Source organism: Klebsiella sp. 10 (genome assembly GCF_018223925.1).
Taxonomy (GTDB): domain Bacteria; phylum Pseudomonadota; class Gammaproteobacteria; order Enterobacterales; family Enterobacteriaceae; genus Klebsiella; species Klebsiella pneumoniae.
This window is the reverse complement of the sequence record NZ_JAGRRB010000002.1, coordinates 106,747-129,453: the sequence shown is the minus strand read 5'-3', so window position 1 is coordinate 129,453 and position 22,707 is coordinate 106,747. Positions and strand designations below refer to the sequence as shown.

The following is a 22,707-nucleotide window of genomic DNA, read 5'->3' as shown; positions in this document are numbered from 1 at the left end:
ACGGGTCTAAAAGATAGCGTCCTCTGGCATTATTCACGTCGGTTTGATTCGCGGATATCTCTCCCCCACCCGGTCTCTCCTGCCCATTGTGCAATGTTACAAAATTGCTTCTGTTTTGTTGATTTTCTATTGTGAGCCATTCGGCAATTTCCTCTCCTGAATTTCCCCAGACTACTCCTACTCAATACGCGATATCAGGAGAGACACATGAACAGCACCTCCGCCGACTTCCAGAATCTGTACCAGGCCCTGAGCCGCAGCGCCGCCCGCAGCCCGGATGCCCTGGCGCTGGCGTTTGAGGATCGGCGCTATCTGTACCGCGATTTTCATCTGCGGGTACAGCGAGCGATGGCGCAGCTTGATCGCGGCTGGTCGCTGCGCAAAGGCGACCGTATTCTGCTGGCCTGGGGCAATCACCCCGCTTTTTGCGAAGTCCTTTTTGCCGCGCTGGGTTTGGGCATCGAAGTGGTGCCTTTCAGCACCAAGCTTAAGCAGGCCGAAAGCGAGGCGCTGGTAGGCCATATCGCTCCCCGGGTTGTCCTGTTCGATGCGACCGTACAGGACTGGCTGAAAAACACCCCTGACGCGCGTGCGGTTTCACTCAGCGAATGGCAGGCGCTCTGCCTTCCCGAACCGCTGACCCGCCCGCCGGTCCCGGTTAACCGCGACGATACGGCGGTGATGATGTTCACCTCCGGCACCACCGGAGAGCCTAAAGGGGCGATTATCACCCACAATAACCTGCTCTGCGCGATTGACGCCTATACGCAAAAACTGAATCTCACCGCCGCGGATAGCACCATTCTGGCGGTTCCTATCTATCACATCACCGGCCTGTCGGCGCTGCTGGCGCTGTTTATTAGCCTCGGCGCGAGCATCTGGCTGCAGCATCGGTTCAATGCCCCGCAGGTGATCACCACCCTGCGCGAGCAGAACATTACCTTTCTGCACGGCTCGCCCACCATTTTTATCCTTCTTTGCCAGGCTGCGCGTGAGCAGAGCGTCAACCATCCCAGCGATTTTCCGGCATTGCGCACGATTGCCTGCGGCGCTGGCCACCTGAGCGATGGACTGATCAAGGAGTTAAAAACCCTGTTCCCGCATACCGCGATTCAGCCAATCTACGGCCTCACCGAAACGACCTCGCCTGCGACGATTTTTCCGGGCGACGTCTGGGGCAGCGATAAATGCGGCAGTTCAGGTCAGGCGATCCCGGGTCTCGCCATTACCATCCGCAACGATCGCCAGCAGCCCCTCCCCGCCGGACAAATCGGCCATATCTGGCTAAAAGGCGATGTGGTGATCCGCGAATACTGGCAGCACAGCGAGCGACGCCCGAGCTGCGATGCGCAGGGCTGGTTTTGTACCGGCGATCTGGGCTATCTCGACGACGAAGGCTGGCTGTACATCAAAGACCGCAGCAAGGACATGATCAATCGCGGCGGCGAGAAAATTTACTCACTGGAGCTGGAAAACATTCTCTCTACCTATCGGGGAGTACGGGAAGTTGCCGTCATCCCGACCCCCAGCCCGGTCTACGGCGAAGAGCCCGTGGCGTTTATCGTGCCGGATGGCCAGCATCACCTGACCAGCGAAGAGATCCTTGACTGGCTGAAGGTCAAAATCGCCCGTTTTAAGCTACCGGCGCGCATTATTTTCACCCGTGCTTTACCGCGTACCCACAACGGCAAAGTGAGCAAACAGCAGCTCAAAACGCGTCTCGCAGAATCCATCATCACGCTATCAACGGAGGATAAAAAGTGAGCAGCAAATTTATCGACGCCCATGAGGCGGCGCGGTGGGTCGCCAGCGGCGACACCGTCTGCACCGTCGGGATGACGCTTATCGGCGCGGCGGAGTCCATTTTAAGCGCCATCGAAGCGCGCTTTCTGACCGCGGGCGAACCGCGTGACCTGACGCTACTGCATGCCGCAGGGCAAAGCGATCGCCAGCGCGGTATCCAGCACTTTGCCCATCCGGGTATGGTGACCCGCCTTATCGGTTCGCACTGGGGCCTGGCGCCGCGCTGGATGGCGATGATCAACAACAACGAAGTGGAAGCCTGGTGCCTGCCGCAGGGGCAGATCGTTCATCTCTATAGCGCGATGGCCGCCGGACTGCCGGGGCGGCTTTCTCCCGTCGGTCTCGGTACCTTTGTCGATCCGCGCATAGAGGGCGGAAGGATGAACGCCCGCACCCGCGAACGACCCAATCTGATCGAGCACGTCACGTTTCGCGGCGACGAATATCTGTTTTATCCGGCTCTTCCTCTGGACGTGGTCATTGTGCGCGGCACCCATGCTGATGAAGACGGCAACCTCACGACCGATGAAGAGGTGATGAAGCTGGAAGTCCTGCACGCCGTTCTCGCCGCCAGACGCTACGGGGCGAAGGTGCTGGCGCAGGTGAAATATCGCGTAGCGAAAGGCTCGCTGCATCCGAAAAGCATCACCGTTCCCGGCAACCTGATCGACGCCATCGTGGTATGCGAAGAGCCGCAGACGGATCACCGCCAGACTTCAAGCTGGGCCTTCGACCCAGCGCTGTGCGGCGATATCCAGCTGCCCGCCGCGCAGAATGCGCCGCTGCCGCTGGACCTGCGCAAGCTTATCGGGCGGATTGCCTGCCGCTATCTGACCCCCGGCTGCGTCATCAATCTCGGCACCGGTATTCCCAATGACGTGATTGGCGCCATCATTCACGAGGAACAGCTCGGGGAGCAGGTCACCATCACCGTCGAGTCAGGGATCTACGGCGGGCAGCAGGCGGGTGGCGTGGATTTCGGTATCGGCCGTAATCTGAGCGCGATGATTAGCCACCAGGATCAAATGCTCTACTACAACGGCGCAGGGGTCGACATCACCTTTATGGGCGCCGGCGAGATTGACCCGCACGGGCACGTCAATGCCACACGGCTCGGCGCATCCTGCCCCGGCGCGGGCGGTTTTATCGATATCACCCAGAATGCCCGCCACGTCGTGTTCTGCTCCTCTTTTACCGCCAAAGGGCTGGAGATCGCCTGTGAACACGGGGCGCTGCATATCCGCCGCGAAGGCGAAGTGCGTAAATTCGTCGCCGGGGTAAACCAGATTTCTTACAACGGCGAACTGGCCCGCGCCAAAGGACAAACCATGCATTACGTCACCGAACGGGCGGTTTTCGAACTGCGCCCGGAAGGACCGGTGCTGACGGAAATCGCCCCCGGTATCGATCTTGAGCGCGACATCCTGGCGCATATGGATTTTCATCCGGCGATCGCCGCGGATCTTCAGGTTATGGACAGCCGATTGTTCGCCCCGCCGCCCTGCGGTCTCGCGGAACATCTGTCCCGGAATTCATCCTCTGACTCATAAGGAACGTTGCTATGAAACTTGCCAGTAAAACCGCCATTGTCACCGGCGCCGCACGCGGTATCGGCTTTGGCATTGCCCAGGTGCTTGCGCGGGAAGGCGCGCGAGTGATTATCGCCGATCGTGATGCACACGGCGAAGCCGCCGCCGCTTCCCTGCGCGAATCGGGCGCACAGGCGCTGTTTATCAGCTGCAATATCGCTGAAAAAACGCAGGTCGAAGCCCTGTTTTCCCAGGCCGAAGAGGCGTTTGGCCCGGTAGACATTCTGGTGAATAACGCCGGAATCAACCGCGACGCCATGCTGCACAAATTAACGGAAGCGGACTGGGACACGGTTATCGACATTAACCTGAAAGGCACTTTCCTCTGTATGCAGCAGGCCGCTATCCGCATGCGCGAGCGCGGCGCGGGCCGCATTATCAATATCGCTTCCGCCAGCTGGCTTGGCAACGTCGGGCAAACCAACTATTCGGCGTCAAAAGCCGGCGTGGTGGGAATGACCAAAACCGCCTGCCGCGAACTGGCGAAAAAAGGTGTCACGGTGAATGCCATCTGCCCGGGCTTTATCGACACCGACATGACGCGCGGCGTACCGGAAAACGTCTGGCAAATCATGATCAGCAAAATTCCCGCGGGTTACGCCGGCGAGGCGAAAGACGTCGGCGAGTGTGTGGCGTTTCTGGCGTCCGATGGCGCGCGCTATATCAATGGTGAAGTGATTAACGTCGGCGGCGGCATGGTGCTGTAAGGAGAAAAACAATGACCCAGGCTAATGATATTGTGATTGTCAGCGGCGTCCGTACCGCTATTGGCACGTTTAACGGCAGTCTTAAACATACCCATCAGCATGACCTTGGGGCCGCCGTCATTCGCGAAGCGATCGCCCGCGCCGGGATTGCGCCGCAGGATATCGACGAAACGATCGTCGGCAACGTCGGGCAAATCGCCGAAAGCGGTTTTATCGCCCGCATCTGCCAACTGCGCGCGGGGATCCCGCAGGAGAGCACCGCCTATTCCGTTAACCGCCAGTGTGGTTCCGGACTTCAGGCCCTGGCGGACGGCATGATGCAGCTGCAAAGCGGCCAGGCCGAGGTGGTCGTCGCCTGCGGCACTGAAAATATGACCCAGCTGCCCTACTACCTGCGTAAAGCGCGCGATGGCTATCGCATGGGCCACGGCGAGCTGGAAGATGGCCTGATCTCCATTCTCACCTGGCCGGAAGGCCCTTATCACAACGGCATCACCGCGGAAAACGTCGCGCAACGCTTCGGTATTACCCGCGAAGCGATGGACGATTTCGCCTGGTCGAGCCAGCAGAAGGCGCTGAAGGCGATCGCGGAGGGTCGCTTTCGCGAGCAGATCCTGGCCCTTGAGGTGCCGGACGGCAAAAAAGCGACCCGCCTGTTTGCGACCGATGAACACCCGCGCGACACCCCGCGTGAAAAGCTCGCCACGCTGCGTCCGGCGTTTAAAGCCGACGGCGTGGTGACGGCGGCCAACTCATCGGGCATTAACGACGGCGCGGCGGCGCTGGTGATGATGACCCGCCAGCAGGCGGAAAAACGCGGCTTAACCCCGCGCATGCGCATTCGCGGCTGGGCGGTCGCCGGCTGCGGAGCGGAGATTATGGGGTTTGGTCCCTCTCCCGCTACCCGACGCCTGATGGACCGTCTCAATATAGATGTGCAGTCCATTGATTTAATTGAACTCAACGAGGCCTTCGCCGCTCAGGCGCTGGCGGTGATGAACGATCTGCGTCTCGACCCGGCCCGCGTTAACGTCAACGGCGGCGCGATCGCCCTCGGCCACCCGGTAGGCGCCAGCGGTGCGATTCTGCCGGTCAAACTGATGTATGAAATGGCGCGCAGCGGCGCACGCACTGGTCTGGTCACCATGTGCATCGGCGGCGGCCAGGGGATTTCTATGCTGTTCGAGCGCGAAGGCGCTTAGCAAAAGACGGCCCGAAGTGGGGCTTCGGGCCGGGCGTCGTTCGGGTCAGCACCCGGCGACAACCTGTGAGCTGACGAACGGGATCGTCTCGATCCCGGCAAGGCTTCTGACCACGAATACGGGGAAATAATAACCATGTCCGCAATAAATGAAAAGGCGGTAAACGGGACGCAGCTGCAACGCACCCATAAAAAAATCTACCGCCATTTGATGCCGCTGCTTATCGTGGCGTACATCATCAGCTTTATTGATCGTACCAATATTGGCATGGCGAAAGCGACCATGTCGGTGGATATCGGCCTTTCCGCAACCGCATTCGGCCTCGGGGCCGGGTTGTTTTTTCTCACCTACGCAGTGCTGGAGATCCCCAGTAACCTGTTTCTCACCCGGATTGGCGCACGGCGCTGGATAGCTCGCATCATGATTACCTGGGGCATCCTCTCCTGCGGTATGGCGTTTGTCACCGGGCCTACATCCTTTTACGTGATGCGCCTTCTGCTCGGCGCCGCCGAAGCGGGACTCTATCCGGGCATTATTTACTACCTCACCCTCTGGTTTGGCCGCGAAGAGCGCGCAAAAGCCACCGGCCTGTTCCTGCTGGGGGTCTGTCTGGCCAATATTATCGGCGCGCCGCTGGGCGGATTGTTATTAAGCCTTGATGGCATGTCCGGCTGGCACGGCTGGCAGTGGATGTTCTTTATCGAAGGGCTGCCTGCGATAGCGCTGGCGTTCGTCGTCTGGCGCAGACTGCCGGATAAACCAGCCGACGCCCGCTGGCTGGACAGCGACGATGTGCAAGCCATTAACGCGGTACTGGCGAAAGAAGCCGAGGAAACGCGCCATACGCCGAGCCGTTTCTCCCTGAAAAACGCGCTGTCCACCCGAGTCTTTTTGTTGCTGGTGCTGATTTACTTTACCCATCAGTTTTCGGTTTACGGCCTGAGTTATTTCCTGCCGGGGATCATCGGTAGCTGGGGCCAGCTTACTCCGCTGCAGGTTGGTCTGCTGACCGCCATCCCGTGGATTGCCGCCGCCGCGGGTGGGATCCTGCTGCCGCGATTCGCCCGCACGGAACAGCGTTCCCGCAGCATGCTGATGGCCGGATATCTGGTCATGGCGACCGGCATGGCGATTGGCGCCATTGCCGGCCACGGTGTGGCGCTGCTTGGCTTCTCGCTGGCCGCTTTCATGTTCTTCGCTATGCAATCCATCATCTTTAACTGGCTCCCGTCCATCATGAGCGGGCATATGCTGGCGGGCAGCTTCGGCCTGCTCAACTGCCTCGGGCTGTGCGGGGGCTTTCTCGGGCCGTTTATTCTCGGCGCGTTTGAGGACCGCACCGGTGCGGCAACGTCCGGCTTATGGTTCGCTGTCGCGCTACTGATTATCGGCGCGCTGGTGTCCCTGTTTCTCAAAAGTTCCTCATCCCCAGGCTCCGTATCGGCGAAACAGGCCCACGGCGAAAAAGTGTAATCAGGAGGCCATTATGCGCATTGAAGTGTTACTGGATTTAAAAACCCGACTCGGCGAAAGCCCGGTCTGGGATGTCGAACAGCAGCGTCTTTGGTGGGTGGACAGCCTCGACGGGCGCCTGTTCGCCTGCAACGCGCAGGGCGGCGCGATCAAGAGCTGGGACGTGCGACAGGAAATTGGCTCTTTCGCCCTGCGCCAGAGCGGCGAAGGCGCGGTGGTGGCGCTGCAGAATGGCGTTCATCTGCTCGACTTCGCCAGCGGCGAGCTGACGCTGTTGCACCATCCGGAAGCGGACCGACCCTTTAACCGGCTCAACGACGGCAAAGTCGATCGTCAGGGACGCTTTCTGTTCGGGTCAATGGATATGCGCGAAGAGGAACCGAGCGGCGCGCTATATCGCCTGGACGCCGATCTGTCACTGCACGTGCTGAAGAAAGGCATTATCGTCTCTAACGCCCCCTGCTGGAGCCCCTCCGGCGAGACCTTCTATTTTGCCGATACCTGGACGGGCGAAATCTGCGCCTGGGACTACAACACCGCGACCGGCGATCTTTCCGGCGAACGGGTCTTTTGCCATGTCGATCGCAGCGAAGGCGGCGCGGCGGACGGCGCCACCGTGGACAGCGAAGGCTATCTGTGGAACGCACTGGTCTACGCGGGCAAGCTGGTGCGCTATACCCCGGAGGGCAAGGTCGATCGCATCATTGAGATGCCGGTGAAAAAAGTGACCAGCGTGATGTTCGGCGGCGAAAACCTTGATGTGCTGTACGTCACCTCCATGGCGCAGCCGCCCCTGCCGCGCTTCCCGGAAGATAATCAGCTGCGCGGCAGCCTGTTCGCCATTTACGACCTGGGCGTGACCGGCGTAGCGGAACGGCGCTTCGCCGGCTAAACGAATCACCGGCTCGCCGCGATAACAATAATACCCGGCGAACTGACTCTGACCCTGACACCAGGCGGCGCGCATCATGCTGTCGCGACGCCGCGGAGTAAACACGACTATGACAACAATCAATCACACACCTGCCGGCGAACAACGTGGCAAAAAGCGGCTGATACATCGCTTCTCCTGGGTTTCGCTACTGGTTTGCTGGCTAATCTGGGTGCTTAACGCCTACGATCGCGAGATGATCCTGCGCCTTGGCCCGGTCATCTCTAAGGAGTTCTCGCTCTCGCCGGAACAGTGGGGCAATATCGTCGCCCTGATCATGGTAGCCCTTGCGGTGCTGGATATTCCCGGCTCCATCTGGAGCGATCGCTACGGGTCTGGCTGGAAACGAGCGCGCTTTCAGGTACCGCTGGTGCTGGGCTATACCGCGCTGTCTTTTATTTCCGGGATTAAAGCGATCAGCCACGGGCTGACGGCCTTTGTGCTGCTGCGCGTGGGCGTCAACCTTGGGGCCGGCTGGGGCGAACCCGTCGGCGTCAGCAACACCGCGGAGTGGTGGCCGAAAGAGAAGCGCGGTTTTGCGCTGGGGGTGCATCATACCGGCTATCCGATTGGCGCGCTGCTGAGCGGCGTGGTGGCAAGCCTGGTGCTTGCCACGTTTGGCGAAGGCAGCTGGCGCTACTGCTTCCTGCTGGCGCTGCTCGTCGCCATCCCGCTAATGATCTTCTGGGCAAAATATTCTACCGCCGACCGCATCAACACGCTTTATCAGCATATCGACAGCCAGGGGTTGACGCGCCCGGCGACGCAGGAAAGCAGCCATGTCGCCAAAGGCGAAGGGATGAAGACCTTTTTACGCACCCTGCGCAACCGCAATATTTCGCTGACGGCGGGCAATACCCTGCTGACGCAAATCGTCTATATGGGCATTAACGTTGTACTGCCCCCGTATCTTTATCACGTCTCCGGCCTGTCGCTGGCGGCGTCCGCCGGGCTGAGTATTATCTTCACGCTTACCGGTACCCTGGGTCAGGTAATCTGGCCCTGGCTGTCGGATAGCTTTGGCCGTAAACGAACCCTGATCGTCTGCGGTCTGTGGATGAGTATCGGCATTGCGCTGTTCTATTTCGCCACCAATATGCCGCGCCTTATCGCCATTCAGCTATTTTTTGGCCTGGTGGCCAACGCCGTGTGGCCTATCTACTACGCCATGGCGTCGGACTCCGCCGAAGAACGCGCCACCTCTACCGCTAACGGAATTATCACCACGGCGATGTTTATCGGCGGCGGCATTTCGCCATTGCTTATGGGCTGGCTCATTCAGTTTGGCGGCGGCTGGGAAAATCCAGCGGGTTATATCTACGCCTTCTTTACCATGGCGGGATGTGCGCTGCTGGGGATGTTATTACAGCTCATGACCACCGATAAAACGCCGCGCAAAGCGCATTAACGCAGGAGAACGTATGAAGATTGTTATCGCGCTGGATTCGTTTAAAGGTAGCTGTAGCGCGCAGGCCGCTTGCGCAGCGGTAGCCCAGGGATTGCGCCGGGTTGACCAGACGCTGGAGCTGGTCGAAATGCCCGTGTCCGACGGCGGAGAGGGACTGCTGTCGACTCTGGCGGATAGTCCGTTGCTTAAGGGGGCGGTGTGGCAACAGCAGCGCTGTACCTCGCCTTATGGCCTCTCCCTGCAGGCGGATTTCCTGATCCTGCCCGGCGAGCGGGCCATTATCGAGATGGCGCAAAGCTGTGGGCTCGAACTCACGCCGCCAGCGCAGCGGGATGTGCGTCAGGCCAGCAGCTACGGGCTGGGCGAACAGATAAAGGCGGCGCTGGACGCCGGGTGTCGGCATTTGATTATCGGCCTGGGCGGCAGCGCGACCAACGATGGCGGCATCGGTTTTGCCCAGGCGCTCGGCGCGCGCTTCTGGCGTAAGGACGGCACCCTGCTGCCGGCTCCCGCGGCAGGTCAGGACCTGGCGCATATTCAGCGCATCGATTTGAGCGGTCTGGACCCGCGTCTACAGCAAAGCGAAATACAGGCCTCCTGCGATGTCACTAACCCTCTGCTTGGCGAGCATGGCGCCACCTGGGTGTATGGGGCGCAGAAAGGCGCGGACGAGGCGGCGCTCAGCGAGCTGGAGGCGGGAATGGCGCATTATAGCCAGCTGCTTACGCAAACCCTCGGATTCGACGTCAGCGAGCGGCCCGGCGCCGGGGCCGCGGGCGGTATGGGGGCTGCGCTTATCGCCTATACCGGCGCCACGCTGCGTCCGGGCATTGACCTGGTGCTGGAGCTGCTTAACGCCGACGACCATCTTCGCGATGCCGCGCTGACGATCGTGGGTGAAGGCTGGCTCGATCGGCAGAGCGCCTTTGGTAAGGCCCCGGTGGGCGTGGCAGGCAAAGCCGCACGCCATGGCGTGCCGGTTGTGGCCCTTTGCGGCGGGCGTGATGAGAGCAGCCGGCAATTATATCAACACCATATTGACGCAATGTGGTCTATTTGCCAGCGCCCTATGGCGCTGGCAGAGTCGATGAACACATGCGAACCGCTCCTCGCCGACGCCGCGGAGAATGTTCTACGAACCTTTCTGAGCGGGTGGCGCGGAGAGGCACATAAGCGGATAACTGTATGATTATTACAACAGCGCTGGCTAATGAAATTGTCGCCCGGGCAATGGCGATAATTCATCATAACGTGAATGTGATTGACCATCATGGACAGATCATTGCCTCAGGTGAACGGCATCGTATCGGCGAACAGCATGAAGTCGCCCGGGAGGTAATACGCACCGGGAAACGCATTTGTATTAACAACGCCGCGGAAGCCGCGCGTTTTCACAACGTGCATCCTGGTATTAATCATCCCATTATCTATGACGATCGCGTGGTGATGGTGGTAGGCATCAGCGGCGATCCCGCGGCGATAAGCCGCTATGCTGAACTGGCGGTGCTCACCGCCGAACTGCTGGTCCGCCAGGCCATAGAGATGCGGGAAACCAACTGGCGGCAACGTCTGCGTGACACCTTGTTTTGTCAGTATCTGGAACAAGGGGCTACGCCCGCCGGGCAAGAAGCGCTTCATCGCCTGCTGGAACTTGGTTTCGATTTTGATACACCGCGGGTTCCGATCGTAGTGACCGTGCAGGTCGAACAGCATCAGTTAAGCGACATACTGAGTACGCTGTTGCGGGAATTCTCGCAGCTCTCCGGCGTAAGTGACGTTATTTTGCTGGGCAGCCATGAAATATTGATCCTCAACGCGCTAAGCGAAGCCCAGGAAACCCTGCTGCGGGGCATTGAGTTTGTACTGAGTAATCAGATAAGCCATTACTATATCGGAATTGGCGTGCAGGCGGACAGCGCCCCGGACATTCGCGAGGCCATTCGGTTCGCCCGCTCGGTGATCGAAGTGGGTAGCAAAGTGCAGCCGCAGCGGCAGATCTACTACTTTCGCGAAATGGCAATGCTCTGCCTTTTCAGGGTGCTGGAAGACAGCTATATGGTCAATTTTTTTATCAATAACGTACGCCAGCTGCTTGAGCATGATTCCGGAGAAGTGCTGCTGGATACCCTGAGCAGCTTTATTGCCAATAATGCCGAACCGGGCAAAACGTCGCTGCTGTTGGGGATTCATCGTAATACGCTCACCTATCGGCTGCAGCAAATTAAAAAGCATATACAGCTCGATCCGATGGTCTTCACCGACCTGACGCAGCTGGCGGTGTCGGTACACTGTTATCGCCGGCTGAATCCGCGCCAGAGCGAATGGATTGATAGCTTAAGCTAACGTACGATAGATTCGAATTGATGCCCCATCCGCCAGGATAAGTGGCCACCATGGCCACTTCTTTCCTGGCGTGGGTAGGAAACTACGCTTTTGACGACGGCGACAGCCACTGATATACCGCAGACAAATCCTCTCCGGCATATCCCGCGTCCGCCGCCTGCTGCCACAGTTCGGCGATGTTTTCCAGCCCCGGCATGGTGTGCGGCTCGGCCAGGGAAAGCGCCAGCCGGGCATCTTTCAGGGCATGCGCCAGCTGCATCTGCGGGGTAAACTGCTCGCTGGCGATGGCGTCCAGTTTCACTTTGACATAGGGCGCCGCCAGCGGGCCGCCTTCCAGGGCGCTCCACAGCTGGTCGGGGGTGAAGCCCAGCGTCTTCGCCAGCTGGGCGCTTTCCGCGATGCCCTGCATCATCGAAATCAGCCAGGCATTGAGGACCAGCTTCATTTTCTGGCTGTTGCCCGCCTCGCCAAACCACTGCGTCCCGCGGGAGATAGCCGCAAACACCGGTTCGGCAGCGGCGCCCTTTTCCCTATCGCCGCTGGCGAGCACCAGGATCTGTGCCTTCTCCGCGGGGGCTTTGGTCCCCGACACCGGGGCATCAATATAGGTCATCGCTGGCTGAAGTTCCCGCAACAACGCGATGGCCTGCCGGGTCTCCGGCAGGCCAATGGTGCCCATCTGGCAATAGATCGCCTGCGGCTGACAGGCGGGCGCGATTTGCGCCAGTACCTCGAGGGTGGCCTCGCCGTCGGCGAGCATACTGATGATCACCTCGGCATCGGCCACCGCCTGCTGCGGCGTGGCGTGCAGAGATAACCCATGCGCCTGTAAATCTTCGCCGCGGGCTGGCGAACGGTTCCAGCCGGCAACGGTAAAGCCGTTTTTCAGCAGGTTACTGGCAAAAGCGTGTCCCATGGCGCCGAGTCCCAGCACCGCGACCTTTGGTAATGTACTCATCTTGTCTGTCCTGATTCGCGTCTTAATAAAAGCGGACCTCTACTATCGCATCTCTGGCACGGATGTCAGTAGCAATAACGGGCATGAAAAGTGACACTGTCACTGATATTCTCAAGGCTGACGAAGCCATTCCAGTAAGCGGCGCATCGCTGGCGACAGGCTGGCGTCATCCTGGTAGCACAGGCACAAACGGCGCTGCGCCCAGCGGTCCTGTAACCCGATGACGGCAAACGAATAGCGCTGCCGGTAACGCTCGGCAATAACGCGCGGCAGGATCGCCCCGCCGGCGCCGTGCGCCACCATCTCGCAAAGCCCTGCAAAATGGCTCATCCTGACCCGAACGTTTAGCGCCTGGCCGAGTTCAGCTGCGTGCTGTTCGATATGCTGCTGTAGCGCACTGGTCTGATAGAGGGCGACCAACGGCTCGTTGAGCACCGCCGCAAACGCCACTTCCTGTTTTTCGGCCAGAGGGCGAGCTGGCGGCACGATCAGCACCAGCGGGTCGTCAGCGACGGGATCGAGGCGCAGCGGCCCGGGGTCGACCGCATCGGACACCACTCCGGCCTGCGCCACGCCCGCCAGGATACAGCTGACGATATCCGCGCTGGTGCGTTCTTCGGTTTCGATCTGCACCGCCGGGTGCGCTGCCATCCAGGCGGCGAGCTTCCCCGGCAGAAAGGCCGACATCGCCGAGGTGTTGGCGAACAGGCGCAGCGTCCCCCGCTGACCGCAGGCGAAGGCGTGCATCGCCTGGCGCAGACGCTGCTGCTGCGCAAGAAGCGGGCGGGCATGGCGCGCCAGTATCTCCCCGGCCTCTGTCATCGTCACCCCGCGGGCATGACGGTGCAACAGCGGCACGCCGATCTCGGCCTCCATCTTGCGCAGCCTCTCACTGGCGGACGCCAGGGCCAGATGGGCATTCGCCGCTCCGCCGGTGATACTGCCGGTATCCACGATGGCGATAAATAGCCGCAGATCGGCCAGATCCAGTCGCATCAGGCCCTCCTTTCCCTTCGGTTTTTCCGTAGTCTATGGCCAACATACCGCATTGTGGCCCTCACGACCAGCTGTTTCAATGCCCCTTTCTACCCTGAAAAGTGAGCCATAATGTTCGATTTACACACGATCTCTTTCCTGTTGATCTTTATTGCCGCCGGGCTGGTCAAAGGGGTGACCGGCATGGGATTGCCCACCGTGGCGATGGGCCTGCTTGGCCTGCTGATGCCGCCGCAGGCCGCAGCGGCGCTGCTGGTGCTTCCCTCGCTGCTCACCAATCTCTGGCAGTTACTGGCAGGCCCGGCGCTGGCGCAGATTGTACGCCGTCTCTGGCTTATGATGACCGGGATTATTATTGGCACGTTGGCCGGGTCCTCACTGCTGATCGGCCTCAATCCTCGGTGGTCGGCGCTGGCGCTTGGCGCCGCATTGATAGTCTATGCCGGGTATGCGCTCTGCAGTCCGGTGTTTCAGGTTTCCGGCCGCGTGGAGAAGTGGCTGTCGCCGCTCATGGGCGGGCTGACCGGCGTTATCACCGGGGCGACCGGGGTATTTGTTATTCCGGCCGTTCCCTGGCTACAGGCGCTGGGCTTTCGTCGCGACGAGCTGGTGCAGGCCCTGGGGTTGTCGTTCACCCTTTCCACTCTGGCGTTGGCGGCTGGCCTCGCCCTGCACGATGGCTGGCATGATGATGCATGGCTATTGTCGGCGCTGGCGCTGTTGCCGGCGCTGCTCGGCATGTGGCTGGGACAGCGGATCCGCTCGCGTCTCAGCCCGCAGCGCTTTCGTCAGGGCTTTCTGTTGTTCCTGCTGGCGCTGGGGATAGAGCTGATCGCCCGGGGATGGCTGGTCTGAATCCTCTAGCGGCGGGTAATGTGCTTCACATTGTACTTACTGGTGTTCTGGTAGATCTCTGAGAAATCGACGATCGCCCGGTTCTGGGCGTAGCTGATCGACTGCACCCGCAGCAGGAGGCTGTTTGGCGCCACCTGCAGCAGCTCCGCCTGCTCACGGGTCGCCAGCACCGGGGTATAGCTGCGGTGGCTCTCGATAATGGTGATATGGCACTCTTTTTTGAAATAGTTGAACTTAGACTGCTCGAGGTTACCCACGCTGAGCCAGGGGAAGGTGGCGAAGGGGATATAGCTGTTTTCCACCAGGATTGGGACCTCATCGATCAGCCGCAGCCGTCTGACGTAATACACTTTCTCCCCCGGCTGGATCTTTAACTGCTGGGCAATGGCTGGCGGGGCATCAAGCAGCGTAAATTCAATAACTTTGTTACGGTAGTTGGTGACGCCCACCACCTGCATCTGGTAGTTAAAGCCCTCCAGTTCCCCGCCATGATAGTTACTTTTACGCACAATGCAGGTTCCGCTGCCGTGCCGCCGCGCGATCAACTTTTCTTCCTCCAGTAGCGCCAGCGCTTTGCGCAGCGTCATCACCGAGACCTTCAGCTCCGCGGCGAGCGCTTTTTCGCTGGGCAGCATATCGCCGACGGCATAGTCGTCGCTGTTGATGCGGGTCCTCAGTTCAGTGGCAATCTTTTTATAAATCACTTTTAGATGTCTCGATGGAGTGGCGCCAGTCAACGGTAGACATGAATAACTTCATGTAATTAAATGATTATTTTTATCTTGCAGCGAAAAAATCAACAATGACACATCTATAAATCACGCCATATTTATATATCTGTCCAGCAATAATATATATGACTTTCGTCACAGATGGCCCTTTTCCTGCTCGGGTTCCCGGTGGTCTGCTCCTAGTCTGATAAGCCTATTCATCAGGTGATGACAGCGGTCTGCAAAGACGAGAGGACAACCATGATTGGAGTGAAAAAGCTTCAGGACTTTTCCAAGGCGATGATCGGGCCGGTGCTGTATCTGCCAGCTATCGGCCTGTTGATCGCCCTGTTCAGCATGACGACCAACCGGCTGTGGGTGGATGAAAGCAGCGGGCTCTACCTGGTGGGGAAATTTGTCTCCAGTATGCTCTGGGCGCTGATGAACCATCTTGGGTTTCTGTTCTGCCTTGGGCTGGCCAGCGGTCTGGCGAAAACCCGCAAGGCCGAAGCGGCCTTCGTGGCGGCCATGACCTGGCTGATGTACCTGGCGGCGAATAATAGCTGGCTAACCCTCACCCATCGCCTGGCGACCGGAGCCACCAACGCGCAACTGTACGGCAGCGGACAAACTTTTATCTTCGGTTTTCAGGTTATCGATATGGGCGTATTCCTTGGGATTATCCTTGGCTGCGCTGTCGCCTTTGTCCATAATCGCGTGGTTGGGATTGAGTTTCGCGGCGCGCTGTCGATCTACGGCAACAGTAAGCTGGTGCTGATCGTGATGCTGCCGCTGGTCGGCATGTTCGCCATCGCCACCGTCTATCTCTGGCCGGTAGTGGAGCTGGGCATCTCGGCGCTGACCGGCTTTATGAAATCCTTTGGCGCCATCGGGGTCTTCCTGTACGGCTTTCTCAACCGGTTCCTGATCCCCACCGGGCTGCATCATCTGATCTGGTCGCCGTTCGTTTTTACCTCTATCGGCGGTCAGCTGCTGATCGATGGTCAGACCGTCATTGGCGCTAAGCCTATTTTCCTGGCCGAAATCGCCCGCCACCCCGTTGACGCGCTCAGTGATTCCGCCCGTTTCCTCACCTATGGGATGGTGAAGATTTTTGGCACCGCCGGCATGGCGCTCGCCTTCTACCGTACGGCGAAAACGGAGAATAAGCAGCGGCTGAAAGTCACGCTGATCCCCTTGATTGTTACCTCCGTCCTGGTGGGGATCACCGAACCTTTTGAGTTTCTCTTTATCTTCACCGCCCCATTGCTGTGGCTTATCTACTCCCTGCTGGACGGTTTTTTCCAGATGCTGGCCTGGCTGCTTCACGTCAGGGTCTGCGCCACTAACGGCCTCATCGATTTCGTCGTCTATAACCTCCCGGCGGGAGTCAGCGCGACGCGCTGGCCGGTGTTTGTCGCCCTCGGTCTGCTGGAAACCGCGACCATGTACCTGGTCGGCACCTTCTGTATTACCCGTCTGCGGCTGCTCACCCCGGGCCGCGAAACCGCAGCCGAAGATGAGCATTCGCAACAGGCTAATAGCGAGCATCCGGATAAAGGCGCGCTGGTGATTGCCGGGCTGGGAGGGAAAGAGAATGTCTGTGCGGTGGGCAACTGTTTTACCCGTCTGCGGGTTGATGTGCGGGACCCCGCCCTTATCCAGCAGACGCTGTTGAAAGAGAGCGGCGGGAGCAGCGTGCTGATTAAAGGAAACCATGTCCAGGTTATCTATGGCCTGGGAGTTAACAAAATTCGAACGGCGGTCAACGCCAGTCTGGGTGTTATTGAATAACGAGGTGGTAAATGAAAGATAATTTTGTGGTCACCATTGCCGGCGGCGGCAGTACTTATACCCCTGGGATTGTGATGATGTTACTGGAAAATATGTCGCGCTTTCCCCTGCGGGAGATCCGTCTGTATGACAACCATCACCAGCGTCAGAAGACTATCGGCGACGCCTGCGCCATCCTGGTGGCTGAACGCTTTCCGCAGGTGAAGTTCAGCTATACCACCGATCCGCAGGCGGCCTTTACCGACGTCGATTTCGTGATGGCGCATATTCGCGTTGGCCTGTATGAGATGCGGGAAAAGGATGAAAAGATCCCGCTGAAATATGGCGTGCCGGGCCAGGAGACCTGTGGTCCGGGTGGGATTGCCTACGGTATGCGCTCGATTGCCGGGGTGCTGGAGCTGGTCGATTATATGCAGCAGTACGCACCAGGGGCCTGGATGCTCAACTACTCCAACCCGGCGGCTATCGTCGCGGAAGCGACCCGTCGCCTGCGGCCCGACGCGCGCATCATCAACATTTGCGATATGCCGGTGGCTATCGAGGGTCTGTTCGCCGACATCCTCGGCCTGCCGTCGCGCAAAGCGCTGAACGTTCGTTACTATGGCCTGAACCACTTCGGCTGGTGGACCAGCATCACCGATAAAGCCGGTAACGATTTGATGCCGGCGCTGAAGCGTCACGTGGCGGAGCAGGGATACAGCAGCCCAAAAGAAGACTTTCAGCATAAGGCGCCGAGTTGGATCGAGACCTTTAAAAAGGTGAAGGATGTGTTTGCCCTCGATCCGACGACGCTGCCTAACACCTATCTGAAATACTATCTCTACCCCGACTATGAAGTGGCGCATTCCGACCCGGAGTTTACGCGGGCCAACGAGGTGATGGCCGGGCGCGAAAAAGAGGTCTTTGATATGGCCCGGGAGATCACCCGTCGCGGCACGGCGGAAGGCGCGCATTTCCATGCCGGGGCCCATGCCACCTTTATCGTCGACCTCGCCTGCGCCATCGCCTTTAACACCCAGGAGCGGATGCTGTTGATCGTCGAGAACAACGGAGCCATCGCCAACTTCGATGAGACGGCGATGGTGGAAGTCCCCTGCCTGGTGGGCGTTAATGGTCCGGAACCGCTGGCGATGGGGAAAATCCCGTCATTCCAGAAAGGGTTGATGGAGCAGCAGGTGGCAGTTGAGAAACTGGTGGTTGACGCCTGGATTGAGGGCAGTTACCAGAAACTGTGGCAGGCCATCGCCCTGTCGAAAACGGTGCCCAGCGCTTCGGTGGCGAAAGCTATCCTCGATGAACTGATCGTCGCCAACGAAGGCTACTGGCCCGCACTGCACTGATCTTTTTCGTGATGGGTAAGATGCAGAGAATCCCCCTTCTCTGCATTTTTACCCGGTGTTTCCCCCGGTGATGCATTCATCCTTAACCTCCGCCCCCGTGGGCAAAGCGAATCGCTCATTTCCCCCTTCAGACCGGTGGTAAAAGGCCTCTATCTTCATTTTGCCCCGATCGTGACAATGAAATATAAATTCTATTCTTCAATATTATGGCGTAAAAATGTGATCTGCGTAGTATTCTTCGATTTACATTAACCCACTGAAAACAACATCGTTATTACCTTACTGTAAATTTAACCTGCTTTTCATGGGGATATACTCCCTTTAGCCTTTGTGATTGGCTTCATGCATTTACCATTCTGCAACACTTATTTGAAATTAAATTTTCATAATGTGATCTTGTTGCATGTTCATTCCATTTCTTTGTGCCATATTCTTACCACGGTAAATCGCCGGAGCGACAGCAACGTGCCACACCAGAGCGCTGTTCATCGGCAAATGTCGTCGCGACTGACGCACTAAAGACCGCTAACCCGCAAAGGAGAACGGATATCGACTACATCCATGTCAACACCAAGCCGTAAACCTCTTTGACCGCCATTGCTTAGCGTACCCTGCCTTGTGCTGAGCAATTACACAAAGAAGAAAATCATTTAATTCAGTTAGATACGACAACACAGGCGTGATAAATCCTGACTGGGGAGATGTATTTTTATCTTGTGTCGTTCAACAAAATAAAGGGACTACCATGTCATTTATAACAAACCTGAACCAGCAACAGAGAAAACGACTTCATCAGATCACCTTAGTGGCCACCTTCGGCGGCCTGCTTTTCGGTTACGACACCGGCGTTATCAACGGCGCCTTTTCCTCACTGAAGCAGTACATGGCGCTGACCCCAACCACCGAAGGGCTGGTAATGAGCGTTCTGCTGGTCGGCGCCGCGCTGGGCAGCGTGTTTGGCGGCAAATTTGCCGATTACTTCGGCCGGCGTAAATATTTACTCTTTCTCTCCTTTGTTTTTCTCATCGGCGCGTTGCTTTCCGCCGCGGCCCCCGATATCACTACCCTGCTGATTGCCCGCGCCCTGCTGGGCTATGCCGTCGGCGGCGCTTCGGTCACCGCCCCCACTTTTATTTCAGAAGTGGCGCCTACCGAGATGCGCGGCAAGCTGACCGGCCTGAATGAAGTCGCCATCGTCATTGGCCAGCTGGCGGCGTTTGCCATCAACGCGATCATTGGCATCATCTGGGGCCATCTGCCGGACGTCTGGCGCTATATGCTGCTGGTACAAGCGATTCCGGCCATCTGCCTGTTCGTTGGCATGTGGCGCGCGCCGGAAAGCCCGCGCTGGCTGATCAGCAAAAATCGTCATGATGAAGCGCTGCATATCCTCAAACAAATCCGCCCGGCGGAACGCGCGCAGAAGGAGTACGATGACATCTCTACCCTGATCAAAATTGAAGCTGGTAATAAGTACAGCGCCCAGAGCACCTTTGCGACGATTGTCAAAACACCCTGGATCCTCAAAATTTTGCTGGTCGGCATTACCTGGGCCGCACTGCAGCAAACCACCGGCGTTAACGTCATTATGTATTACGGTACGGAAATCCTGAGTGCCGCCGGTTTCTCAGAGCGTACTTCGCTGATCTGCAACGTGCTGAACGGTGTTTTCTCCGTGGGCGGTATGCTGATCGGGGTACTGTTCCTTGTCGACCGCTTCAAACGTAAGACAATCATCATCTACGGTTTCGCCATTATGGCAACCCTGCATCTGATTATCGCCGCTGTCGATTACACCCTGGTGGGTGACCTGAAAGCTACCGCCATCTGGCTGCTGGGCGCGCTGTTCGTCGGCGTGATGCAGGGCTCCATGGGCTTTATTACCTGGGTGGTATTAGCCGAACTGTTCCCGCTGAAATTCCGCGGACTGTCGATGGGGATCTCGGTATTTTTCATGTGGATCATGAACGCGGTGGTCAGCTATCTGTTCCCGCTACTGCAGGCAAAACTGGGCCTTGGGCCAGTCTTCTTTATCTTCGCCGCCATTAACTATTTAGCCATTCTTTTCGTGGTCTTTGCCCTGCCCGAGACCTCCAATAAATCGCTTGAGCAGTTAGAAGCAGAGCTGTCAGCAAACCATGAAGATAAAAAATCCACTCGTCTCACCAGGGAGGTTGGTTATGATCGATAACATCACGCTGGATAATCTGCATATTGGCTGCAAAGCCAGTAATAAAGCGGAAGTCATCGCCATGATCGGCGCGGAGTTTAAAGCCAAAGGCTATGTCAATCAGGAATGTGTCCACTTTCTGCTGGAGCGTGAACATCAGGTCTCGACCTTTTTAGGCAATGGCATCACCCTGCCGCATTTGCCGAAATCCGCGACGGATATCATCCTTAAAACCGGGATTGAGATCTATCAGTTTCCTGATGGCGTAATCTGGGATCGGAGCAATGTAATGTTTATTGCCATCGGCGTGATCGCGAAAGAGAAAGAGCATATTGACGTACTCAAGGAAATTGCCTCGATATTTAGCGATGAGCTGATCGCTAACGCACTGTCATTAATCTCCGACAAACATGATTTCCTGAAAATTCTGCAGCATAACGCCTTGCCCCATTAAGTATGACACCGACCGGAGCTCTGGCCCCGGTCGGATTTTCACCCCTCGCCCAGCAAACATGGCGAATAATCTGATTCTCCCCGTTATAACCTCAATGGTAATAATAACCAGAGAAACCAACGTATTGCTACTTGCTTGAAGTACGCGCATTAGCGCAGGCATCTCATAACTAAAAAACCATTAAAACAATGAGTTAAATATTCTCCAGGGCTACTGACCCTCAGGTTTATTGCTCGCGCTGTTAGCACCGTACGCCAGTGATTCCTGCGGTATTCCATTAGTTTTGATTTATATCAATACCTGTTCGATCGTTAAAATGCATTTTACAGCGCGATTATTTTAGCAGGGTGAATACGACATTGGTTTTACGATTGGGATATTTATTTAGCCGACCCGCAAGTCTGTGGGGATGGCTGATGTGTAATGCGTTTAACGGTATTGCGATTGTCCTCTGCTTTCGTGGCATAAGCAGCGTCACCGGTTTCAGCGAGGCGATCTGGCAGGTCATCATCACGCTGGCTATTATCATATCGACCTGGTACAGCGCTAACTATTTTGCTGCGCTGGAAGCTCGACGCGATAAACGACGCTATCTGCTGCTGGCCTGGGTGGTCATGACCATTCTGTTGAATTTTATTCACCTTGGCGGTGGTTAACGCCATTTATTAAAGGATCATACCATGACGCTGGCGATGCTGTTGGTGCTTATCAGCCACCATAAAGGGCTGACGCTCTTGCTGATCGTAATTATTGCGCTGCTGTTTATTGCGCTCACTCCGCTGGTCAAAAAACTGTTGAGTCACCTTCACGATCGTTCCTGAATTTTCTTTTATGACCGCCTACAGGGGGCCTTCTCTTCGTCATCTCCGTTTATCCCGCCACCCGCTCCCCCAGCATACAGTTTGTGGCAACGCCAGAAAAAGAAATGAGAACCATTATCATAAAAGCTGTGCTAACGTGTCAGCCCAACAATAACGCCAGAAGCAACAAAACAGGGGGACAGACGAGGTGAAGTTGAGTTCAGGGAGCATCACAACAGGTCGTACGAGCGGGCTGCTGACGCTGGCGATTGGCGCACTCTTCTACAGCAGCGGCAGTATTGCCCGGCCGGATCTTCAGCCGCTGGGGCCGAACATTGCGGATAAAGGGTCGGCGTTTTACCACTTTACGCAACGCCAGTATGACTCTGCCGATGGCGAACGTCACTACCGGGTATGGACCGCAGTGCCGGACAAAGCCCCGCCCGCCGCCGGCTATCCGGTACTGTATATGTTGGATGGCAACGCGGTGATGGATAAACTCGACGACGCGTTTCTGCAGCAGCTCTTCGCTGGCTCCCCGCCGGTGATCGTCGCTATCGGCTACCAGACCGCGCTGCCCTTTGATACCGCAGCCCGCGCCTGGGATTACACCCCACCGCTAAAGACGCGTGAGCCTCGCGCCGGGAAACCCGCGCTACCGCCGCGTAAAACCGGCGGCAATGATGTTTTTCGCCAGCTGCTAACCGAAACGATGGTTCCCCAGACGGAAGCTAACCTGAAAATAGATCCCCACCAGCGCGCTATCTGGGGCCACTCCTACGGCGGATTGTTTGTGCTCGACGCGTGGAGGAAGGCTTCGCCGTTTGGGATCTACTATTCCGCCAGCCCGTCGCTAGGTCAGGCCCTGCAATCGCCTTTGCAGGCAAGCCAAAGTCTTGATGCCGTCCGCTTTCGCGGGAAATCGCTGTACCTACTCGAGGGTGACGGTAAAGCCCGTGGAGAGCCGTCCGGGCACGAGGCCTCGCTTGAGGTGTTGCGTCAAACCCAACAGCAGCTTGCCAGTAAAGGGTTGACCGTAGCCTTCTGGCGCTACCCCGGTCTGACGCACGGTCAGATGTTCGAGGTCTCGCTGCGCTCGGCGCTGCTGCATCTTTCCGGGCAGGCAGCGCTTGCGCATCAGTAACGCCCTTACGCCCACCAGCGGAGGGTGGGC

The 22,707-nt window shown here is 57.8% G+C and carries 20 protein-coding genes; 17 read left to right on the top strand and 3 right to left on the bottom strand.

The window, feature by feature from the left end; genetic code table 11:
• The first annotated feature begins 207 nt into the window (after positions 1-207).
• The 9 genes from KHQ26_RS03565 (at position 208) to KHQ26_RS03525 (ending at position 11,456) form a co-directional block, all read left to right on the top strand.
• The gene (locus KHQ26_RS03565) at positions 208-1,764 is read left to right on the top strand and encodes a class I adenylate-forming enzyme family protein (protein WP_016946369.1); all 1,557 of its coding nucleotides are present in this window, start codon (positions 208-210) and stop codon (positions 1,762-1,764) included.
• Positions 1,761-3,353 carry an acyl CoA:acetate/3-ketoacid CoA transferase gene (locus KHQ26_RS03560; RefSeq protein ID WP_004148394.1) on the top strand — a complete coding sequence of 531 codons (1,593 nt, stop codon included), beginning with the start codon at positions 1,761-1,763 and terminating at the stop codon, positions 3,351-3,353. Before KHQ26_RS03565 ends, KHQ26_RS03560 begins: the two co-directional genes overlap by 4 nt.
• A gap of 11 nt (positions 3,354-3,364) precedes the next feature.
• The gene (fabG, locus tag KHQ26_RS03555; RefSeq protein WP_004190119.1) at positions 3,365-4,099 is read left to right on the top strand and encodes a 3-oxoacyl-ACP reductase FabG; all 735 of its coding nucleotides are present in this window, start codon (positions 3,365-3,367) and stop codon (positions 4,097-4,099) included.
• 11 nt (positions 4,100-4,110) lie between these two features.
• On the top strand, positions 4,111-5,301 hold the full coding sequence (locus tag KHQ26_RS03550) for a thiolase family protein (protein WP_004179834.1): 1,191 nt from the start codon (positions 4,111-4,113) through the stop codon (positions 5,299-5,301).
• A 135-nt stretch (positions 5,302-5,436) separates the two neighbouring features.
• The gene (locus tag KHQ26_RS03545; RefSeq protein WP_002904838.1) at positions 5,437-6,774 is read left to right on the top strand and encodes an MFS transporter; all 1,338 of its coding nucleotides are present in this window, start codon (positions 5,437-5,439) and stop codon (positions 6,772-6,774) included.
• A gap of 13 nt (positions 6,775-6,787) precedes the next feature.
• On the top strand, positions 6,788-7,666 hold the full coding sequence (locus tag KHQ26_RS03540) for an SMP-30/gluconolactonase/LRE family protein (RefSeq protein WP_020804974.1): 879 nt from the start codon (positions 6,788-6,790) through the stop codon (positions 7,664-7,666).
• Positions 7,667-7,742: 76 nt separating this feature from the next.
• On the top strand, positions 7,743-9,113 hold the full coding sequence (locus tag KHQ26_RS03535) for an MFS transporter (RefSeq protein WP_004176181.1): 1,371 nt from the start codon (positions 7,743-7,745) through the stop codon (positions 9,111-9,113).
• A 13-nt stretch (positions 9,114-9,126) separates the two neighbouring features.
• Positions 9,127-10,302, top strand: a complete 1,176-nt coding sequence (locus KHQ26_RS03530) for a glycerate kinase (RefSeq protein WP_029496893.1) — start codon at positions 9,127-9,129, stop codon at positions 10,300-10,302.
• Positions 10,299-11,456: a CdaR family transcriptional regulator gene (locus KHQ26_RS03525; RefSeq protein WP_020804964.1), complete on the top strand. Its 1,158-nt coding sequence runs from the start codon at positions 10,299-10,301 to the stop codon at positions 11,454-11,456. Before KHQ26_RS03530 ends, KHQ26_RS03525 begins: the two co-directional genes overlap by 4 nt.
• 82 nt (positions 11,457-11,538) lie before the next feature.
• Here the strand turns inward: KHQ26_RS03525 and KHQ26_RS03520 are convergent, their stop codons facing one another.
• Together KHQ26_RS03520 and KHQ26_RS03515 are read right to left on the bottom strand one after the other, a co-directional pair.
• Positions 11,539-12,414, bottom strand: a complete 876-nt coding sequence (locus KHQ26_RS03520) for an NAD(P)-dependent oxidoreductase (RefSeq protein ID WP_002904832.1) — start codon at positions 12,412-12,414, stop codon at positions 11,539-11,541.
• A 111-nt stretch (positions 12,415-12,525) separates the two neighbouring features.
• Positions 12,526-13,410, bottom strand: coding sequence for a LysR family transcriptional regulator (locus KHQ26_RS03515; RefSeq protein ID WP_020804968.1), 885 nt, complete (start codon positions 13,408-13,410; stop codon positions 12,526-12,528).
• 111 nt (positions 13,411-13,521) lie between these two features.
• Here KHQ26_RS03515 and KHQ26_RS03510 point away from each other — a divergent pair, with 111 nt between their 5' ends.
• Positions 13,522-14,265, top strand: a complete 744-nt coding sequence (locus KHQ26_RS03510) for a sulfite exporter TauE/SafE family protein (RefSeq protein ID WP_002904827.1) — start codon at positions 13,522-13,524, stop codon at positions 14,263-14,265.
• Positions 14,266-14,270: 5 nt separating this feature from the next.
• Here the strand turns inward: KHQ26_RS03510 and KHQ26_RS03505 are convergent, their stop codons facing one another.
• Entirely contained in the window at positions 14,271-14,969 is a 699-nt protein-coding gene (locus KHQ26_RS03505) for a GntR family transcriptional regulator (protein WP_002904825.1), read from the bottom strand.
• Between the two features lie 267 nt (positions 14,970-15,236).
• On the opposite strand from KHQ26_RS03505, the gene KHQ26_RS03500 reads away from it, so the two are divergent.
• From KHQ26_RS03500 to iroE, 7 genes are all read left to right on the top strand, one after another.
• On the top strand, positions 15,237-16,769 hold the full coding sequence (locus tag KHQ26_RS03500; RefSeq protein ID WP_020804982.1) for a PTS transporter subunit EIIC: 1,533 nt from the start codon (positions 15,237-15,239) through the stop codon (positions 16,767-16,769).
• Between the two features lie 11 nt (positions 16,770-16,780).
• The gene (locus tag KHQ26_RS03495; RefSeq protein ID WP_004151635.1) at positions 16,781-18,109 is read left to right on the top strand and encodes a 6-phospho-alpha-glucosidase; all 1,329 of its coding nucleotides are present in this window, start codon (positions 16,781-16,783) and stop codon (positions 18,107-18,109) included.
• 745 nt (positions 18,110-18,854) lie between these two features.
• A complete protein-coding gene (locus KHQ26_RS03490) occupies positions 18,855-20,300 on the top strand; it encodes a sugar porter family MFS transporter (protein WP_004143440.1) in 1,446 nt (481 codons plus the stop codon).
• Positions 20,290-20,733, top strand: coding sequence for a PTS sugar transporter subunit IIA (locus KHQ26_RS03485; protein ID WP_002904819.1), 444 nt, complete (start codon positions 20,290-20,292; stop codon positions 20,731-20,733). The genes KHQ26_RS03490 and KHQ26_RS03485 overlap by 11 nt, the downstream gene beginning before the upstream one ends.
• A gap of 416 nt (positions 20,734-21,149) precedes the next feature.
• The gene (locus KHQ26_RS03480) at positions 21,150-21,389 is read left to right on the top strand and encodes a hypothetical protein (protein ID WP_002904816.1); all 240 of its coding nucleotides are present in this window, start codon (positions 21,150-21,152) and stop codon (positions 21,387-21,389) included.
• Positions 21,390-21,413: 24 nt separating this feature from the next.
• A complete protein-coding gene (locus KHQ26_RS03475; protein ID WP_002904814.1) occupies positions 21,414-21,554 on the top strand; it encodes a hypothetical protein in 141 nt (46 codons plus the stop codon).
• 187 nt (positions 21,555-21,741) lie between these two features.
• A complete protein-coding gene (iroE, locus tag KHQ26_RS03470; RefSeq protein WP_020804971.1) occupies positions 21,742-22,677 on the top strand; it encodes a siderophore esterase IroE in 936 nt (311 codons plus the stop codon).
• Positions 22,678-22,707 lie beyond the last annotated feature (30 nt).

Coding starts and splice junctions, on each gene's coding strand:
- KHQ26_RS03565 (WP_016946369.1), top strand. CDS start 208: ATGAACAGCACCTCCGCCGACTTCCAGAATCTGTACCAGGCCCTGAGC.
- fabG (WP_004190119.1), top strand. CDS start 3,365: ATGAAACTTGCCAGTAAAACCGCCATTGTCACCGGCGCCGCACGCGGT.
- KHQ26_RS03550 (WP_004179834.1), top strand. CDS start 4,111: ATGACCCAGGCTAATGATATTGTGATTGTCAGCGGCGTCCGTACCGCT.
- KHQ26_RS03545 (WP_002904838.1), top strand. CDS start 5,437: ATGTCCGCAATAAATGAAAAGGCGGTAAACGGGACGCAGCTGCAACGC.
- KHQ26_RS03540 (WP_020804974.1), top strand. CDS start 6,788: ATGCGCATTGAAGTGTTACTGGATTTAAAAACCCGACTCGGCGAAAGC.
- KHQ26_RS03535 (WP_004176181.1), top strand. CDS start 7,743: ATGCTGTCGCGACGCCGCGGAGTAAACACGACTATGACAACAATCAAT.
- KHQ26_RS03530 (WP_029496893.1), top strand. CDS start 9,127: ATGAAGATTGTTATCGCGCTGGATTCGTTTAAAGGTAGCTGTAGCGCG.
- KHQ26_RS03525 (WP_020804964.1), top strand. CDS start 10,299: ATGATTATTACAACAGCGCTGGCTAATGAAATTGTCGCCCGGGCAATG.
- KHQ26_RS03520 (WP_002904832.1), bottom strand. CDS start 12,414: ATGAGTACATTACCAAAGGTCGCGGTGCTGGGACTCGGCGCCATGGGA.
- KHQ26_RS03515 (WP_020804968.1), bottom strand. CDS start 13,410: ATGCGACTGGATCTGGCCGATCTGCGGCTATTTATCGCCATCGTGGAT.
- KHQ26_RS03510 (WP_002904827.1), top strand. CDS start 13,522: ATGTTCGATTTACACACGATCTCTTTCCTGTTGATCTTTATTGCCGCC.
- KHQ26_RS03500 (WP_020804982.1), top strand. CDS start 15,237: ATGATTGGAGTGAAAAAGCTTCAGGACTTTTCCAAGGCGATGATCGGG.
- KHQ26_RS03495 (WP_004151635.1), top strand. CDS start 16,781: ATGAAAGATAATTTTGTGGTCACCATTGCCGGCGGCGGCAGTACTTAT.
- KHQ26_RS03490 (WP_004143440.1), top strand. CDS start 18,855: ATGTCATTTATAACAAACCTGAACCAGCAACAGAGAAAACGACTTCAT.
- KHQ26_RS03485 (WP_002904819.1), top strand. CDS start 20,290: ATGATCGATAACATCACGCTGGATAATCTGCATATTGGCTGCAAAGCC.
- KHQ26_RS03480 (WP_002904816.1), top strand. CDS start 21,150: ATGTGTAATGCGTTTAACGGTATTGCGATTGTCCTCTGCTTTCGTGGC.
- KHQ26_RS03475 (WP_002904814.1), top strand. CDS start 21,414: ATGACGCTGGCGATGCTGTTGGTGCTTATCAGCCACCATAAAGGGCTG.